Here is an 18,145-nt window from a genome sequence, read left to right on the forward strand (position 1 = left end):
TGAATTTACTATGTCACAAGCAGCGCTAAATAATAAAGAGATAAAAGAGAAACGTCATTCTGATAGACCGAGTAATGGTAGCTATTTATCAGGATTAATCTTCTTCTTATGTGTGATTGCCACCATTATTTGGGGCGGAATACAAGTTGTGAATTGGATGAAAGATGCTAATCGTCTACCGATATCAAAGCTTGTACTTACTGGTGAGCGGCATTACACAACGAATGATGATGTGCGTCAGGCCATTTTATCTTTAGGCCAACCAGGCACTTTTATGACACAGGATGTCAATATCATTCAGCAACAAATTGAACGTATGCCATGGATTAGGCAAGTGACCGTACGTAAACAATGGCCAGACGAATTAAAAATCCATCTGGTGGAGTATGTGCCATTTACCCGTTGGAATGACACACATTTTCTTGATAGAGAAGGCCGAATTTTCAGTCTGCCAACGCGATTGGAAACACAAGGAAATTACCCACTATTATATGGGCCGCAAGGAAGTGAGAAAATGGTATTAGCAGGTTATTTAGCAATGAGAGATCAGCTTCTTGCCAGTAATCTGAAATTAAAAGCAGCATCAATGTCAGCTCGTCAAGGATGGCAATTAGTCTTAGACAATGATGTCCGATTGGAGTTAGGGCGTAAGGATACCGAAAAACGGATTGCTCGCTTTATTGAGCTGTATCCTATCTTGCAACAACAGACTGACAAACGGGTTGATTATGTCGATTTACGTTATGACAGTGGTGGTGCAGTTGGATGGGCTCCTTTATTACTTGATGTGAATGAATAAACAAGACGTGGCAGATGACACGATGAAGGCGAAGGCAGAACAATAATGATCAAAGCGACGGACAGAAAATTAGTAGTTGGTCTTGAGATTGGTACGGCCAAAGTAGCCACCCTTGTCGGTGAGATCCTGCCTGATGGCGTAGTGAATATTATCGGGGTGGGAAGTTGCCCATCTCGGGGTATGGACAAAGGTGGCGTGAACGATCTCGAATCCGTCGTAAAATGTGTACAACGGGCTGTAGATCAGGCTGAATTGATGGCAGATTGCCAAATATCGTCAGTATATTTGGCGTTATCAGGCAAACATATTAGCTGCCAAAATGAAATTGGTATGGTGCCAATTTCAGAAGAAGAAGTAACACAAGATGATGTTGATAGCGTGGTGCATACTGCGAAATCCGTCAAAGTAAAAGATGAACACCGTGTTTTACACGTAATACCGCAAGAGTACGCCATTGATTACCAAGAAGGGATCAAAAACCCTGTTGGGTTATCTGGTGTACGTATGCAGGCTAAAGTACATCTGATTACCTGCCATAACGATATGGCGAAGAATATAGTAAAAGCAGTTGAGCGCTGTGGTTTAAAAGTGGATCAACTGATTTTTGCAGGACTGGCTTCAAGTTTTGCTGTGCTAACAGAAGATGAGCGCGAATTAGGTGTTTGTGTCGTTGATATGGGTGGCGGAACCATGGATATCGCCATATATACCGGTGGTGCATTAAGACATACTCGTGTCATTCCTTATGCAGGCAACGTTGTGACTAGCGATATTGCTTACGCTTTTGGTACACCACCAAATGATGCCGAAGCAATAAAAGTGCGTCATGGCTGTGCATTAGGCTCTTTAGTTGGCAAAGATGAAAATGTCGAAGTTCCAAGTGTCGGAGGTAGACCACCAAGAAGTCTACAACGGCAAACACTTGCTGAGGTGATTGAACCGCGTTATACCGAGCTTCTAAATCTTGTTAATGAAGAGATTTTGAGTGTTCAGGAACAATTACGTCAGCAAGGAATAAAGCACCATTTAGCGGCAGGTATTGTTTTAACAGGTGGTGCTGCACAGATAGATGGACTTGTTGAATGTGCTCAACGTGTTTTCCACACGCAAGTACGGATCGGTAAACCGTTAAATATTACCGGGCTAACAGATTATGCGCAGGATCCCTTCTATTCTACGGCAGTCGGGCTTTTGCATTACGGTAAAGAATCTCACTTTGGTGAGGAAACTGAAACCGAAAAACGCTCTGCAGTTAGTGGTTGGCTAAAAAAACTCACTGGCTGGTTAAAAAGAGAGTTTTAATCATCAGACAAATTTAAAAAGAGGTCGTTTGAGCAAGCGACCCTAAAAGGCACAAAACGGAGAGAAATTATGTTTGAACCTATGGAATTAACCAACGATGCGGTGATCAAAGTCATCGGCGTTGGTGGCGGCGGCGGTAATGCGGTTGAGCACATGGTTCGTGAACGTATTGAAGGCGTTGATTTCTTCGCGGTCAATACTGATGCTCAAGCATTACGTAAAACAGCAGTTGGACAAACTATCCAAATCGGTAATGCCATTACGAAAGGCTTAGGTGCAGGTGCAAACCCTGAGGTAGGCCGTAATGCTGCCGAAGAAGATCGTGAAGCGTTACGCGCTGCACTAGAAGGTGCGGATATGGTATTTATCGCTGCGGGTATGGGCGGTGGTACAGGTACAGGTGCTGCGCCAGTCGTTGCTGAAGTTGCGAAAGAGTTAGGTATTTTAACGGTTGCTGTTGTGACTAAGCCTTTTAATTTTGAAGGCAAAAAGCGTATGGCATTTGCTGAGCAGGGAATTACTGAGTTATCTAAGCATGTTGACTCATTAATCACTATTCCAAATGACAAGCTGCTAAAAGTACTCGGCCGTGGTATTTCGTTACTTGACGCATTTGGTGCGGCAAATGATGTATTAAAAGGTGCTGTTCAAGGTATCGCAGAACTGATCACTCGCCCAGGTTTGATGAACGTCGACTTTGCTGACGTGAGAACGGTGATGTCAGAGATGGGTTATGCCATGATGGGATCTGGTGCAGCTAAAGGCGAAGATCGTGCTGAAGAAGCCGCTGAAATGGCGATTTCAAGTCCATTACTGGAAGATATCGACCTGTCTGGCGCACGTGGTGTGTTAGTTAATATTACAGCAGGCTTTGATTTACGTCTTGATGAGTTTGAAACCGTCGGTAACACCATTCGTGCATTTGCATCAGATAACGCCACAGTGGTGATTGGTACTTCTCTTGACCCTGAAATGAACGATGAACTGCGTGTTACTGTGGTTGCTACAGGTATCGGCATGGATAAACGTCCAGAAATTACGCTGGTAACTAATAAGCAAAATCAACAAAACGCTATGGAAAATCGTTATCAGCAAATGCAAAATAGCATGTCCTCTTTCTCTACAGTAGAAGAGAGCAAGCCGGCAGCTAAAGCGGTTAATGAACAATCTACTCAAGCTAACAAAGAGCCAGATTATTTAGATATCCCTGCTTTCTTAAGAAAACAGGCTGATTAATCGTCAAAAAGATTGGCATCTCCGCTTTTTGTGCTAAACTGTCCTGCCAATTATAAGTATAATAATTGGTAGGACGGATAATATTGCGAGATAAAATGATGATCAAACAACGGACATTAAAACGAATTGTACAAGCAACTGGTGTGGGGCTCCACACGGGTAAAAAAGTTACGCTTACAATGCGTCCGGCGCCAGCTAATACTGGGGTCATCTACCGTCGTACTGACTTAAATCCACCGGTGGATTTTCCAGCAGACGCAAAATCAGTTCGTGACACTATGTTATGTACTTGCTTAGTGAATGAAGATGATGTGCGTATATCAACCGTTGAGCATTTAAATGCAGCACTGGCTGGTTTAGGCATTGATAATATCGTAATTGAAGTGGATGCACCTGAAATTCCTATTATGGATGGCAGTGCAGCACCTTTTGTTTTCTTATTGCTTGATGCAGGTATTGAAGAGCTTCGCACTGCGAAAAAATTCATCCGTATCAAGGAAACAGTACGTGTTGAAGATGGCGATAAATGGGCGGAAATGCGTCCTTATAATGGTTTTAAATTAGATTTTACTATCGATTTTAACCATCCTGCTATCGATGCAAGTACTCAGCGTTATAAATTAGATTTCTCTGCTGAATCCTTTATGAGTCAAATAAGTCGTGCTCGTACATTTGGATTTATGCGTGATATTGAATATTTACAATCGAAAGGATTGTGTTTAGGCGGTAGCTTTGATTGCGCTATCGTGGTTGATGACTATCGTGTCCTCAACGATGATGGTTTACGTTTTGAAGACGAATTTGTTCGTCATAAAATGTTAGATGCAATCGGTGATTTATTTATGTGTGGCTATAACATTATCGGTGAATTTACCGCGTTTAAATCAGGTCATGCACTAAATAATAAATTGCTTCAAGCTGTTTTAGCAAAAGAGTCTGCTTGGGAATTCGTCACCTTTGAAGACGAAGCGAAAATGCCAGTGGCATTTAAAGCGCCATCGACAGTTTTTGCTTAATCGCTCAATTGGAAAGCACGTTAATTATCTCTAATTAGCGTCATCTTTGGCTGTACTTGTACTCTCTCCGGCAAGTGCAGCCAACCGTTCTAATCTTTCTCTTAATTTCTTCGGGCTTTTCTCTGCCAAATATTTCAATGATTGTGCACTCTCTACACTTAAGTGGCGTTTTTTTACGGGTGTTGGATCTTTTAATGATGAAGTGACACTCTTTTTTCCTGCTTTTATGCTTAAAGAAGGATTTATTTTGATGTCTATTGAGGATAACGATGGTAAAATTTCCTTTCTTAATGCAGAAAGTAATGATGGAATTTCATAACGTAATCGTGTCATCCAACTTGCGTTTGTGACTTCAATAATTAAAATAGCATTGCGATAATTGGCGACACGGCATTTATCTTGTAACGGTGCTGGTAAAAGTGCCATGACGGTACGATTTAATTTGAGTAAAATTGTTGCACGCTGTTGTATAAGCTGTAATGTGCTTTTATTGGAACCTTCAAGCTCTTTTAGGATGTTTTCCAATGATTGTGGGTAGCTATCCCGCATAGATTTTGACTCCACAAATTATAAAATTAAATAACGAAGGTTAATGAGCATTATAAATTTTTGGCGACAATTTGGCAGACGATATTTTTGGTCGCATCTGCTATTAGGGATGGTAGCAGCAGGTATTGGTATGCCTTCGCTGGTGTCTGCCCATGCTGAAAATCCATCACAAACGGATACACCTTCCTCACAAAATCGTCAAAGCCAAGCATTAATCGCTTTTGATAATTTATTCTTACGCCAGAGTGTACAGAATCCTGCTTCATCCTTCACCTTTAATTACTGGCAACAGCATGCCGTTAAAAATGTGATTAAGCAGCTCTCTTTTGCTTTTACCATTCATTCACCTGAATTGATGGTAAAAGCAAAAGATGAGCCATCACCTGTTGCGAATGTTGCTGAGGTCATGCTTGATACGCTTTATGCGTTACTGACTCAAGCGCCATCTTCTACCCTGGTTAATTTACCGATTTCCCGCGGCGTATTAACGGAAAATCGTATTTCCTATCATACCGGATTATGGCTTGCTCAGATCCGCGGTATCCGTGCTGGACCTTACCTAACAGCTTAATTGAGTTTGTTAATCTTTGTTAGATTATGCTTATCTCTATGATTTATCGTCGATAAACATAGAGGCTGTATTCGGCGTATTTACGCCATAAATGAGAATAAAGAGTTATGTTAGGTAAAATTGTAACCAAAATTTTTGGTAGTCGTAATGAACGCGCTATTCGTCGTATGCGTAAAGTGGTTGCTCAAATCAATCAACTAGAGCCAGAATTTGAAAAATTAACCGACGATGAATTGAAAGCCAAAACAGATGAATTTCGTGAGCGTTTAAAAAAAGGTGAAAAAGAAGAGGATATTTTACCTGAAGCTTTTGCCACTGTACGTGAAGCGAGTAAACGTGTTTTTGGTATGCGTCACTTTGACGTACAGCTTATTGGCGGTATGGTATTAAATGATCGCTGTATCGCAGAGATGCGTACAGGGGAAGGTAAAACCTTAACTGCAACACTGCCTGCTTATTTAAATGCGCTATCAGGTAAAGGGGTGCACGTTGTTACCGTCAATGACTATTTGGCGCAACGGGATGCGGAAAATAACCGCCCACTATTTGAATTCTTAGGGTTAAGTGTTGGTATCAACCTCCCTAATATGGCACCACCAGCAAAACGTGAAGCTTATAACGCAGATATCACTTACGGTACAAATAACGAATTTGGTTTCGACTATTTGCGTGACAATATGGCGTTTAGCCCTGAAGAGCGTGTCCAACGTAAATTACACTATGCATTAGTGGATGAGGTTGACTCGATTTTAATTGATGAAGCTCGTACTCCACTGATTATTTCAGGGCCTGCTGAGGATAGCTCTGAACTTTATATTAAAATGAATAAAGTTATTCCTCATTTAGTGCCTCAAGAAAAAGAAGATTCAGATACCTTCCAAGGGGAAGGGGATTACTCTGTCGACGAAAAAACGCGTCAAGTGAATATTACTGAGCGTGGCTTAGTTAAAATTGAAGGGTTATTAGCCGAAGCAGGTATGATGAAAGAGGGCGAGTCACTTTACTCACCTGCTAACATCATGCTTATGCACCATGTAACGGCAGCCTTACGTGCCCATGCATTATTTACAAAAGATGTTGATTACATTGTTAAAGATGGCGAAGTTATCATTGTTGACGAACATACCGGTCGTACCATGCAAGGCCGTCGTTGGTCGGATGGTTTACACCAAGCGGTAGAAGCAAAAGAAGGTGTGAAGATCCAAAATGAGAACCAAACATTAGCGTCCATTACATTCCAGAACTATTTCCGTTTATATGAGAAATTAGCGGGGATGACTGGTACTGCAGATACCGAAGCTTTTGAATTTAACTCTATCTACCGTTTAGAAACTATCGTTATTCCAACTAACCGCCCAATGGTCCGTAAAGATTTACCTGATTTAGTTTATATGAATGAAAAAGGTAAATTTGCCGCGATTATTGAAGATATTCGTGAACGTACTAAAAATGGACAACCGGTACTGGTGGGGACCATCTCGATTGAAAAATCTGAAGAGATCTCCCAAGCACTCACAAAAGCGAATATTCATCATAATGTCCTGAATGCCAAATTCCATGCTATGGAAGCAGATATCATTGCTAATGCGGGGTTACCATCAGCGGTGACTATCGCAACTAATATGGCTGGTCGTGGTACCGATATCGTATTAGGGGGAAGTTGGCAGACTGAAGTTGCGAAGCTGGAAAATCCAACAGAAGAGCAAATTGAAGAGATCAAAGCACAATGGCAAAAACGCCATGATGCGGTATTAGCTTCTGGTGGTTTACATATTATTGGTACTGAACGCCATGAATCACGTCGTATCGATAACCAGTTACGTGGTCGTGCGGGGCGTCAAGGGGATGAGGGTTCTTCTCGTTTCTATCTGTCAATGGAAGACTCCTTAATGCGTATTTTTGCCTCTGATAAAGTATCAGGCATGATGCGTAAACTGGGAATGAACGAAACAGAAGCTATTGAGCATCCATGGGTAACTAAAGCGATTGCTAATGCACAACGTAAAGTAGAAAACCGTAACTTCGATATTCGTAAACAATTACTTGAGTATGATGATGTAGCCAATGATCAGCGTCGAGCTATTTATACTCAACGTAATGAGTTGTTAGATGTTGCTGATGTCAGTGAAACTATCGACAGTATTCGCCAAGATGTGTTTACTTCGATGATTGATAACTATATTCCACCTCAATCACTAGAAGAGATGTGGGATATTGAAGGTTTAACGGCCTGTCTGCAAAATGACTTTGATTTAAATTTACCTATCAAAGAGTGGTTAGATAAAGAGCCTGAACTACACGAAGAAACACTGCGCGAACGTATTTTAGAAAAATCAATCGAAGTCTATAAAGCAAAAGAAGAGATTGTCAGTGCTGAAATGATGCGTAACTTTGAAAAAGGTGTCATGTTACAAACACTGGATTCACTGTGGAAAGAGCACTTAGCGGCGATGGATTATCTGCGTCAAGGTATCCATTTACGTGGTTATGCACAAAAAGATCCAAAACAAGAGTACAAACGTGAATCTTTTGCTATGTTCGCTAATATGTTGGAATCACTGAAATATGAAGTGATCAGCACATTAAGTAAAGTACAAGTTCGTTTACCTGAAGAAGTTGAAGAGTTAGAGCGTCGTCGTCGTGAAGAGGCGGAGCGTTTAGCTAAACAGCAACAACTTAGCCATGAAGTGACAAAAGAATCACAAATGTCAGCCGTTGATGGCCAAGTGGCATCAGGCAAAAAAGTGGGTCGTAACGAACCTTGCCCTTGTGGTTCAGGTAAAAAATATAAGCATTGTCACGGTAAATTAGGTTAATTACTTATTGCTTATTATATGGGTAAGAATGTAACACCATTTTAAAAATAGAAAGCCCACCTTCGAATAAAGGTGGGCTTTTTTTATCATGGATAAAAAAACATAAAATAGGAGAGTGGAGGTAATAAAGGTTGTTTTTTTGTTGTTTAATGTTCTGTCCCTGTTTGGGGTTCGACTAGCTTAGCAATAATTGGGCAATCAGGATTATTATCACCTTGGCACTCTTGTGCTAAATGCGATAATGTTTGCGTCATTCGTTGCAATTGCGCTATTTTACGGTTTAATTCATCGATATGAGAAAGGGCAATAGCTTTTACATCAGCACTTGTCCGTTCTCTGTTATTCCATAAAACTAATAATGTTGATATTTGCTCTGTTGAAAAACCAAGAGCACGTGAATGGCGGATAAAGCGAAAACAATCTACATCGCTATCATTGTAATCACGATAACCTCCGTCAGTACGAATTGCCTTAGGTATTAAACCAATTTGCTCATAATATCGGATCATTTTACTTGAAATACCGGATTTTTTTGCAGCTTGACCAATATTCATCTTATTCTCCTTATCTGATAATAAAGCGCTTTTCTTCTAAGTAGAGATAATTGCTTTATCAGCATGAGCCAGATCTTTTTCGGATCTGGCAATAAAGATAATTTATGTTTAATGTGTTTTCATGGGCGCTTGAAAACGTTTTAGTCGTAGTGCATTTCCTAAAACAAATACACTAGAAAGCGCCATTGCTGCGGCAGCGAATATAGGCGAAAGTAACATGCCATTGATAGGATAAAGCATGCCCGCAGCGACAGGGATTAATAATGCGTTATAAGCAAATGCCCAGAATAAGTTTTGTTTGATATTACGAATGGTTGCTTGGCTAAGTGCAATCGCATCAACAACACCGCGTAAATCACCTGACATTAGTACTACGTCAGCAGCTTCAATGGCAACGTCAGTTCCTGTACCAATTGCCAATCCTACATCAGCTTGTGCAAGCGCTGGGGCATCATTGATACCATCTCCGACAAATGCAACTTTATCTCCTTTCTGACTAAGTTGTTTTAATGCTGCAACTTTTCCATCAGGAAGGACTTCTGCAACTATTTCATCAATACCAAGTTGTTTTGCTATTGCTTTTGCTGTTGCTTTGTTATCACCTGTGATCATTGCTACTTTCAAACCTAATGCATGTAATGCTTTAATAGCTTCAGGTGTTGTTTCTTTTATTGGATCTGCAACGGCAATAATCGCAGCAAGACGGCCATCAATGGCGGTATACAGTGGTGTTTTACCTTGCTCACCTAATTTTTGAGCGGATGAAGCGAACTGACTGACATCTAACCCAAGCTGTTTCATAAAGCGGTCGGCACCCACAGAGACAGATCTTCCATCAACTGTTGCACTAACACCAAAACCAGGAATAGCTTCAAAATTATCGACGCTAGCAAGCGTTAATTTTGCCTCGTTTACTGCATTAACAATTGCTTGTGCAATAGGGTGTTCTGAATAAGTTTCAATTGAAGCGACGAGACTTAATATCTCGTTATATTCAAATTTTTCTGCTGGGATCAGATCAGTTAGCTCAGGGCGGCCTTTTGTCAATGTACCAGTTTTGTCGAGTGCGACCACACTAACATCACGTAAGGCTTGCAAAGCTTCACCTTTACGGAAAAGTATTCCTAATTCAGCAGCTCGTCCTGTGCCAACCATAATTGATGTTGGTGTCGCTAATCCCATTGCACACGGACAAGCAATAATGAGTACCGCAACAGCATTGATGAGCGCAAAGGTTAGTGCAGGCTCAGGACCAAATGCGAGCCAAATAAAGAATGTGATCGTTGCACCTATCATTACTGCGGGCACAAACCACATGGTAACTTTATCAACAAGCGCTTGGATTGGTAATTTTGAACCTTGAGCTTCCTCAACTAAGCGAATAATTTGTGCGAGTATCGTATTGGCACCCACTTTGGTCACTTTAAAACTAAAAGCGCCTGTTTTATTGATGGTGCCACCGACAACCTCAGCCCCTATCTCTTTTGCTACAGGAACGGGTTCACCGGTTATCATGCTCTCATCAACATAAGAATGGCCTTCTACAACCTCACCATCAACAGGGATTTTTTCACCAGGACGAACAACAACGATATCGCCCATCATAACTTGATCTAATGGAATTTCTAGTATTTCACCATGACGTGAAACACGTGCTGTTTTGGCTTGAAGACCCACTAAACGCTTAATCGCTTGTGAGGTATTTCCTTTGGCTTTTGCCTCAAGATTTCGCCCTAATAAGATCAAGGTAACAATCACGACAGCAGCCTCAAAATAGATATTTGCCGTACCTGCAGGTAAGACTTGGGGTATAAAGGTTGAAACGACAGAATACCCATAAGCGGCTACTGTACCGACTGATACTAATGAGTTCATATCAGGAGCACCGCGTAATAATGCGGGTATTCCTTTTTTGAAAAAGCGTAAGCCAGGGCCAAACATCACTATGGTGGCAAGAACAAATTGAATATACCAGTTGAGCTGTTGCCCTAATGTTTGCGTTACCCAATGATGGACTCCGGGGATAAAATGTGAGCCCATCTCAATAACGAACACTGGTAATGTGAAGATAGTGGCAATAAGTAATGCTCGGCGTAACGAGCGGGCTTCTTTTTCACGACGCTCTTCACTTAAATCACGAGTATTGGCTGGATTATCTGATAGCCGCCGTGGTTTATAACCGGCATGGACAACCGCCACTTCTAAATCAGTAATAGATACTACGCCGGATAAATGACGCACACGAGCACGCTCAGTGGCAAGATTCACGGTGGCTTCTAATACACCAGGAATTTGAGCTAATGCTTTCTCAACACGCCCGACACAGGAAGCGCAGGTCATTTCTTCAATAGCTAATTCAGTGATCTCTTCAGGAACTTTATAGCCAGAGCTTTCAATCGCGCTTACAGCAAGTACAGGATTGGGGGTACTGCTAAATGTAATATCAGCACGTTCTGTTGCAAGATTCACGACAGCATCTTTTATTTCAGGTACTGCCTTTAATGCTCGTTCAACACGTCCGACACATGAAGCACATGTCATACCTTCTACAGGTAAGCTCAGCCTATTTGCTGAGGATAATGTTGTAGGTGTATTCATCAAACTTTCCCTCTTAAATATGGTATGGGACAAAGCTTAAGCTTTACCATTAGGGGAAGGTCAAGGATTATATAATTATTTTGTTTGCTTTTATTTTGTTTATATTCAATGGGTTATTTTTTTTGGCTTATTTTAAATATTAAAGAATTGTAAGTTTATCGGGAGCAGATGTCATAAGTGTGATAATAAAAAGCCCACTTGTAATAATGACAATCAAGTGGGCTTAGCTTACAAAAAATAGGCAGTTATTCTTTTATGAAGTATCGACTATTTTTCAGAAATAGATGCTTTTGTATTGACGGTTTCATTCGTTTTAACGGGGGATTTAAAAGAAATATCTCCACCTACCAGTTGTTTTGCTAAATCCACCACAGAGGATTTCAGATCAAGATCGGCGCCGGCTTCATAATGATGACCTTCAATATTTTCTAATTTAACGCTACTTCCCCCTAAATCAACTTGGCCTTGTTTACTCGCAATTTCTGCTCCGGTGAGTTTTGTCGAGCCATTCACATTTAATGATAGGTCGTTGTTGCTAGTTAAGGAGGTGGTTTTAGTGACAGCATCATTATCTACATGAGTGACTTTGATATCTGCATTAGCAGTATGACCTTCAGCACCTGTTACGATATTCTTAATACCATTACCAACTTTACCAAAACCTTGATCAATTTTGGCTTTAGTTTCATCACTGATACCTGTTTTATCTGCAATAGTTGAAGAGAGGGAATTGTATTTATCAGAGATAGCATCGGTTGATGATTTAATTCCTGAATCAATCGTATCTTTGATAGTTTTCTCTAATAATGACCCTCCGGCTTTAGCCGTTTTATTCACTTGGCTTGATTTAGGATCATTGGTGTGGTTATAGCCAACATTGACGCCAACAGTGACATGGCGATCACTCTCTTTTTGGCTAGCAATATTGAGTGAACCACCGACATTACCCGTAATGCTATCAGCAGTCACATTAGCACCAGATAGTGTCAGATCTTTATTACTATTAATCGTTAATGTACCTGTTTCTAAGGTTGCATTTTGGTGGCTCGTTTTTTGTTGATCTTCCACGTTAACCAGTAATTTACCCCCTATGTTATGAATAGAGGTAGCAGGTTTCTCCTCTGTAACTTCTTTTGGGGTGGTACTGGTTTTTTTGCCATTAAAGCCAATATCTGTTCCCCAATTGTTTTTATAATCAGTAGACTGCGCAGATGTGATCTCGATATCACCGGATTGTGATGTTAACTGAGTATCTTTACTATTAACTTGTGCTCCTTGAAGATGGACGCTATTGCCATTAATCGTTAAGTTTCCTGAGTTATTAATCGTTCCTCCTTCTCGAGATACGCTTTTCTCATCTTGTTTACCAATAGCAAATTGGGCACTACCTAAACCATTCACAGATGAAGCATCATCGGTCATTTTTTTACCAAAACCTGCTTGTACTCCTCCAGATAAATTATTGCCTTTTTCAGTACGCTCAGAGCTCGCTGATTGTAGGTCGACTTTATTAGTTGCATTTAATGCAATATCTTGTTCGCTACTTAAATGAGTACCTTGTAAAGTCAGGTTATGCCCAGCGTTTAATTCAATAGCTTGAGAGCCAGTGATAGCGCCCACTTTTGCGGTAGTCTGCTCTTTGCTGTGATGAGTGGTCCCTGCATTGAAACCTCCACCATAGTCTTTACTCTCTGGCGTGGTGCCCACTTTCAGATTTGCACTACCATTAACATTAGATTGACTTTCGCTATGAGTATCAGTCGCCTGTGCAAGAGTGAGATCACCCCCCGCATTGATAACTGTTTTGCCCTTTTGTGCATCAAATTGAGCACCTTCATAATGGGCATCTTCACCTACATTAATCGAAATATCGCCATTTGAGGTAAATTGGCTACCTTTAGCCTTTGTTTCCATTAAGGCGTTATCAGTTGTTTGGCCTTCACCTTTAATAGCAACGGTAATATCACTGCCCGTTTTGGTACTGACACCAACTTGTCCACCGCCTTTTGTTTCATGGAATGTCGTTTGATGTTTATCTTGCGCGACCTCACTTGTGTGGGTGTTTGCTGTGAGAGAAATACCTTCTTGGGTTGATTGATAGTGAGTACCTTGATCATGTAACTTATTATTACTATCAATGTTGATTTTTCCTGCATTGATAGAGGTTGAAACGGCTTGGCTATCGGTTTGTGATTGCTGACTACCACCACCTTTAATACCCACTTCAACACCGACATTGGGGGTCTCTAAATTGCTAAGGTTAGCTAAATTAGCAATTGCATCTCTTGCTGTAACTTTTTTAGTTAAATCGGTATTGTTACCCGGTTTGGTTGTGTTAACACCATCTTCGATTGCTTTCTTAACTGGCTTCGTTACACCGCTATAATCAAGATTAACGCCAACATTGATACCAACATTTAAGCTGTCAGTTTTAGATGTTTCACTATCATTGACGGCAAGATGCTGAATATTTTCACCAGACTCTTGATAACGCCCCTCAACATGGTGAGAAGCTCCTTCGTGAAGCAAATCTTTGTTCGCGGTAATAGTCAAATCACCTGAAACCTCTGTTTGGCTGCCTCTATTTTTTGTTACCTCTGTTTGTGTATGTTGTTTGTCATATTGAAAATCGGCTTTAGAACCGACTTTATCTACACCTCCTGTGTAGCTAAAACCTCCTGAAATAGTGGTATCTGTGTTGTCCGTTTGTTTTTTATTTTCCGTGCTAACAAAGGCAACATTATCACCCGTAATAGAGGCATTCCCTGCGGTAGTCTTTAGATCAGATCCCGCAAAAGTCACATCTTTATTCGCTTGCAGATCAACATTGGCGCCACTAATGGTTGAGTTAGCTTGCTCTGTTTCAGTACTAGTATTTTTATTGGTGGTATGAGTGATATGAAAGCCCGCACTATATTGCTTGTCTTCAACTTCTTTGGCGTGCCCAGTAATGGCTAATGATGTTTTTTCATCATCAATCTTAGTGACTTGTTGTGCTGATTTAACGTTGATATCACCTAAAGAATGAATACCTAATTTATCAGCGCTTTTGATCAAACTACCAATGACATTAACATCATTGCCACTGACAACGGTCAATTGTGCATCGGAAATGAGTTCACTACTTGTAGATGTTTGTTTATTAGTTTCATTTTTATGTGAACTTTTAGTGATATTAAACGCGGTTCCTGTGCGTTCATCGATTTTACTGATGGTTTCACTCAGCGCATTATCAATGACGACATCACCTTGTGTGGTTTTAACAAAAGCACCTTGGTTGCCTTTTACTTGGCTACCGGTAATGTTGACATTGTTATCTGCAGCAAGGAGCAATTGACCATCAGCGGTTAATTGTGTTGCATGACTAACTTGTTGTTGATTATTATTATTTTTATTCTGACCACCACCAATACCTCCCCACATAACATGATTATCGGTGACTGTTTTATCATTATTGGTTTTTTGGACGTTTAAATTAATGTTATCTTTGGCATTGACCAGCACATTTTCATTCGCATGCAGTTTAGCACCTTGCGCCGTTATTGAGCCTTGAGCATCTAAACCAAGATCTTTACCTGCCGTTAATTCACTGGCTTTCAACGTCTCAGTTTGGTGGCTGTTACTCCAACTACCACTTTCTAAGCGAGAAGTATGATTACGTTTATTGCCATTTTCACTACGACTTTCTTTCTCAACTAATCCATTGATATGGATATCTTTATTGGCATTAATTGCAAGGTTATTCCCCGCATTAATTTTAGCCGCGTCTAAGGTAACATCTCCTTTAGTTGCGGTTAATGTCGCATTATTTTTAGCATCAATTTGGCTACCAATTTGCTGTATTTGTTCTTTCTCTTTAGTCACATCGTATTTCCACGAGTAGAACCAGCGATTATCAATATCGGTCTCTTTTTGCTGTAGTTGTTTCCCTTCGATAGTTAAATCAGCACCTTGTAAAGTGATATCATCCCCCATTAAATCAGAGGCTTTGATTTGATTATGGCTACTCGCTACTAATGTGATGTTTTTACCTTTTAATTCGGTTTTAGTGAGTGTTTGACTAGAGCCACTATTATTAACCGTGATCCCGCCACGATAGTTTTGGTAATTTTCACTGCCATCTTTATCGTAACTGTCATAACGGACTTGACTATCTGTTTGAATATTATCGGCTTTAACACTTAGGTCGTTATCTGCGGTAAATTTACCTGCTAATTTAACTCCACTACCTTCAGCCGTATTAATAATGCGGATACGACCCGATTGCATACTACCAAAGAAATAGCTATCTAATGCTGAAACGGGTTTTTGTGAAGAGAGAATATCAAAATGTTGTGAGAAGGTGTTTTGTCCAGTAAAGGCTGAAATTTCAGCAGCAGTGATTTTCCCTCTACTATCAATACGAGGAGCAATTAAGTCTAACAACCCTGTTGTATTTAAGCCATTTTTACCAAGCGATAGTAAATTTGTGTTGTTGAGGGTGCTATAGCCTTTTAGCTGACCATTTTCAAAGAGCGGATTACCAACAACTAATGAAGAGCGGCTGGTATTTATAAAACCACAACCATCACATGTGATACCATTTGGGTTAGAAAGCACATATTCAGCAGCGATACCAAAGACCTCTTGCTGACCTAATAAGAATGATGGGTTGCGGCTAACAACTTCATTCAAAATTAAAGAGGCAGCTTGACCATTTAAATTGCTGTTAGCGTTTAAATGACCCGCAAGTTGAGATTGTCCCGCTTCTAATGCGTTATTAAATACAGCCCCAGGCTTGCCAACATTGAAGTCTTGGTATTGGTTATGAGAAATCCCTTCGTTATTTGGCGTGACTATATTAATCACTTGCGTACCGCCATTAACAGCAGAGACATCCGGCCCTTGATGGCCTGTATCGGGCACGATGCCATTACCATAAGCATTAAGAGAGACAAAAATTATTGCTAAAGACGCAGCAAGTCGCCCAGAGGGTGAAAGTTTAAAGTTTTTTGATTTCATAGGGTTATCTCCATTTGTTGCTATGAATGTAGATCAAAATAAGTATGAAAATTTAACCAGTAGTTGAGTAGGATCTTTGGTTTTATTGGAATTTGTTTGGTGATACAGTAACTCGCCTTTTGCAACTTCAAGGTCGAGTTGTGCTTGTTGATATTGAATATTTAAGCCGGAGCTTAGGCCGTAACCACCTTGCCATCCTTTGTAGTTACCATGTTGTTTTACTTGACCGATATCTATCCCTATACGAGGTGTGATAGAAAAGTGGTTAAGTCGATAGGGATAGGAGAGGGTATTGCGTAAATAGCCACCGTTATCACCAGAAAGTGTGCTTTGATCAAAACCACGAATAGCGTTTTTGTCTGTTAAACTTAGCCATTCAACGCCGGGGAGTGTGTCGTGGCTGTATTGGCCTAAAAAAGTACTATTGAATAAAAATGTAGAATGCCATAGAGAAAAGCGTTGATACCAATTGGCAAATAGCTTAACTTTTGTAAAGCGATAGTCGTTACCATTACCGTTAGTGATATAGGGTGTTTCCTCTGCGCCAAACCAGCCGACCGCTTTTTCAACACTTAAATTAGTGCTCAATACGCCATTTGGAATAATCTGCAAATGATTAATCCCTAATTCAATCGTGGTTAATTTAGGGCTACTGAGATCTAAACGAATTTGGCTAAAATAGTTGCGTATACGTTTATGAGTGACTTGAATATTTAAGGTATCAATTTGTTTTTGGCTACGGCTAAAAGCATAATCGCCTCTAATACCTACTTGAGTGGTATCGCCATATAAGCTGACAGTACGTGTTTGTAATTTTTGGTGAAATTGGTACTCCGAATAACTACCAAAAGAGCTAAAAGTAAAACCACCATAAGGAATTGAATAGAGCAAAGTATAAGCACGATTAAAACGGGTATTCGGGTTATCTGTGGTTATATTGGCATTTAAGCTTACAAAATCAGATAAACCTAATGGGCTATCTAAACTAGCATTCGTTCGTATTAACCAGCGGCCTGAATTTTTCTGTCCATAATTGTCACTAGCGATATTGAGATGCCAAGGTGATTTTCGTTGATTAGACAACTTAATGACAGAGCCCCCCAATTCGGTACCGGGAAGAATATCCACTGTGACTTTATTTGATTGCAAACGGTTTGCTTGATCTAAGCCTTGATCGAGTGTAGCGAGTTTTAATGGTTGCCCTTTGATTCGAGGAAATAGTAGTGTGGTGTTAACACCTCGATCACCCCCTTCAATACGTTCAACAAACCCTTCAATAGCATACAGACCTAATTCGCCATGTTGGTTAGGACGTAAAAATTGGATACGCGCGGTAATATAACCATGTTGAAGATAACGCTGAGTGAGTTCTTTCACGAGGCGATTAATATCAGCACTCTTAATACATTGATCAGGTAACGGAGATAATGAATTGAGATCCTTCTCAGTAAGTAAAGTAATACCTTGAATATAAACGCCTTTTATAGGCAAACAGTGTTCTGACTCAGTAATTAAAGTTGGGGTAGGTGAAATATTTACCGCTTTTTCTTGCAGTTGCTGATAGCGATTTTGTTCTATTAATTGATTAATTTCACGTTGGCTATTTTGCAATGCACGCCTTGATTCACTGATTGAGCCTAAATTTCCTGTTTCATTTGCGCTTAATCCACTGGTAGAAAAACAGCTTAATAGTGTTAATAAAA

11 protein-coding genes are annotated in these 18,145 nt (G+C 40.3%); 6 read left to right on the forward strand and 5 right to left on the reverse strand.

The features are described 5' to 3' along the window. Positions 1–10: 10 nt before the first annotated feature. The 4 genes from ftsQ to lpxC all read left to right on the forward strand — a co-directional run bounded on the left by ftsQ (position 11) and on the right by lpxC (position 4,353). Complete coding sequence (gene ftsQ, locus AACU98_RS12695) at positions 11–799, forward strand: cell division protein FtsQ (RefSeq protein WP_012368234.1); 789 nt, start codon at positions 11–13, stop codon at positions 797–799. 45 nt (positions 800–844) lie between these two features. Next, positions 845–2,101: a cell division protein FtsA gene (ftsA, locus tag AACU98_RS12700; RefSeq protein ID WP_004244110.1), complete on the forward strand. Its 1,257-nt coding sequence runs from the start codon at positions 845–847 to the stop codon at positions 2,099–2,101. A 69-nt stretch (positions 2,102–2,170) separates the two neighbouring features. Then, positions 2,171–3,337: a cell division protein FtsZ gene (gene ftsZ, locus AACU98_RS12705; protein WP_004244108.1), complete on the forward strand. Its 1,167-nt coding sequence runs from the start codon at positions 2,171–2,173 to the stop codon at positions 3,335–3,337. Positions 3,338–3,435: 98 nt separating this feature from the next. After that, positions 3,436–4,353, forward strand: a complete 918-nt coding sequence (gene lpxC / locus AACU98_RS12710; protein WP_012368233.1) for a UDP-3-O-acyl-N-acetylglucosamine deacetylase — start codon at positions 3,436–3,438, stop codon at positions 4,351–4,353. Positions 4,354–4,383: 30 nt separating this feature from the next. On the opposite strand, the gene AACU98_RS12715 is transcribed toward lpxC, so the two are convergent. Next, positions 4,384–4,902, reverse strand: coding sequence for a DUF721 domain-containing protein (locus AACU98_RS12715; protein WP_036895466.1), 519 nt, complete (start codon positions 4,900–4,902; stop codon positions 4,384–4,386). 43 nt (positions 4,903–4,945) lie between these two features. Here AACU98_RS12715 and secM point away from each other — a divergent pair, with 43 nt between their 5' ends. Both secM and secA read left to right on the forward strand, forming a co-directional pair. Then, positions 4,946–5,473: a secA translation cis-regulator SecM gene (secM, locus tag AACU98_RS12720; RefSeq protein ID WP_004244104.1), complete on the forward strand. Its 528-nt coding sequence runs from the start codon at positions 4,946–4,948 to the stop codon at positions 5,471–5,473. A 107-nt stretch (positions 5,474–5,580) separates the two neighbouring features. Next, complete coding sequence (gene secA / locus AACU98_RS12725) at positions 5,581–8,289, forward strand: preprotein translocase subunit SecA (protein WP_004244101.1); 2,709 nt, start codon at positions 5,581–5,583, stop codon at positions 8,287–8,289. A 146-nt stretch (positions 8,290–8,435) separates the two neighbouring features. On the opposite strand, the gene cueR is transcribed toward secA, so the two are convergent. The 4 genes from cueR to hpmB form a co-directional block, all read right to left on the reverse strand. Then, positions 8,436–8,843 carry a Cu(I)-responsive transcriptional regulator gene (cueR, locus tag AACU98_RS12730; RefSeq protein WP_004250349.1) on the reverse strand — a complete coding sequence of 136 codons (408 nt, stop codon included), beginning with the start codon at positions 8,841–8,843 and terminating at the stop codon, positions 8,436–8,438. Positions 8,844–8,951: 108 nt separating this feature from the next. Continuing rightward, positions 8,952–11,441 (reverse strand): heavy metal translocating P-type ATPase, encoded by a 2,490-nt coding sequence (locus AACU98_RS12735; RefSeq protein ID WP_124725114.1) that lies wholly within the window; start codon positions 11,439–11,441, stop codon positions 8,952–8,954. A 267-nt stretch (positions 11,442–11,708) separates the two neighbouring features. Continuing rightward, positions 11,709–16,442, reverse strand: a complete 4,734-nt coding sequence (gene hpmA, locus AACU98_RS12740; protein WP_161734843.1) for a calcium-independent hemolysin HpmA — start codon at positions 16,440–16,442, stop codon at positions 11,709–11,711. Positions 16,443–16,475: 33 nt separating this feature from the next. Beyond that, on the reverse strand, positions 16,476–18,145 hold a 1,670-nt coding region (gene hpmB / locus AACU98_RS12745), incomplete at its 5' end, for a hemolysin secretion/activation protein HpmB (RefSeq protein WP_161734845.1).

The sequence above is a fragment of the Proteus sp. G4380 genome (genome assembly GCF_963885725.1).
Taxonomy (GTDB): Bacteria; Pseudomonadota; Gammaproteobacteria; order Enterobacterales; family Enterobacteriaceae; genus Proteus; species Proteus mirabilis.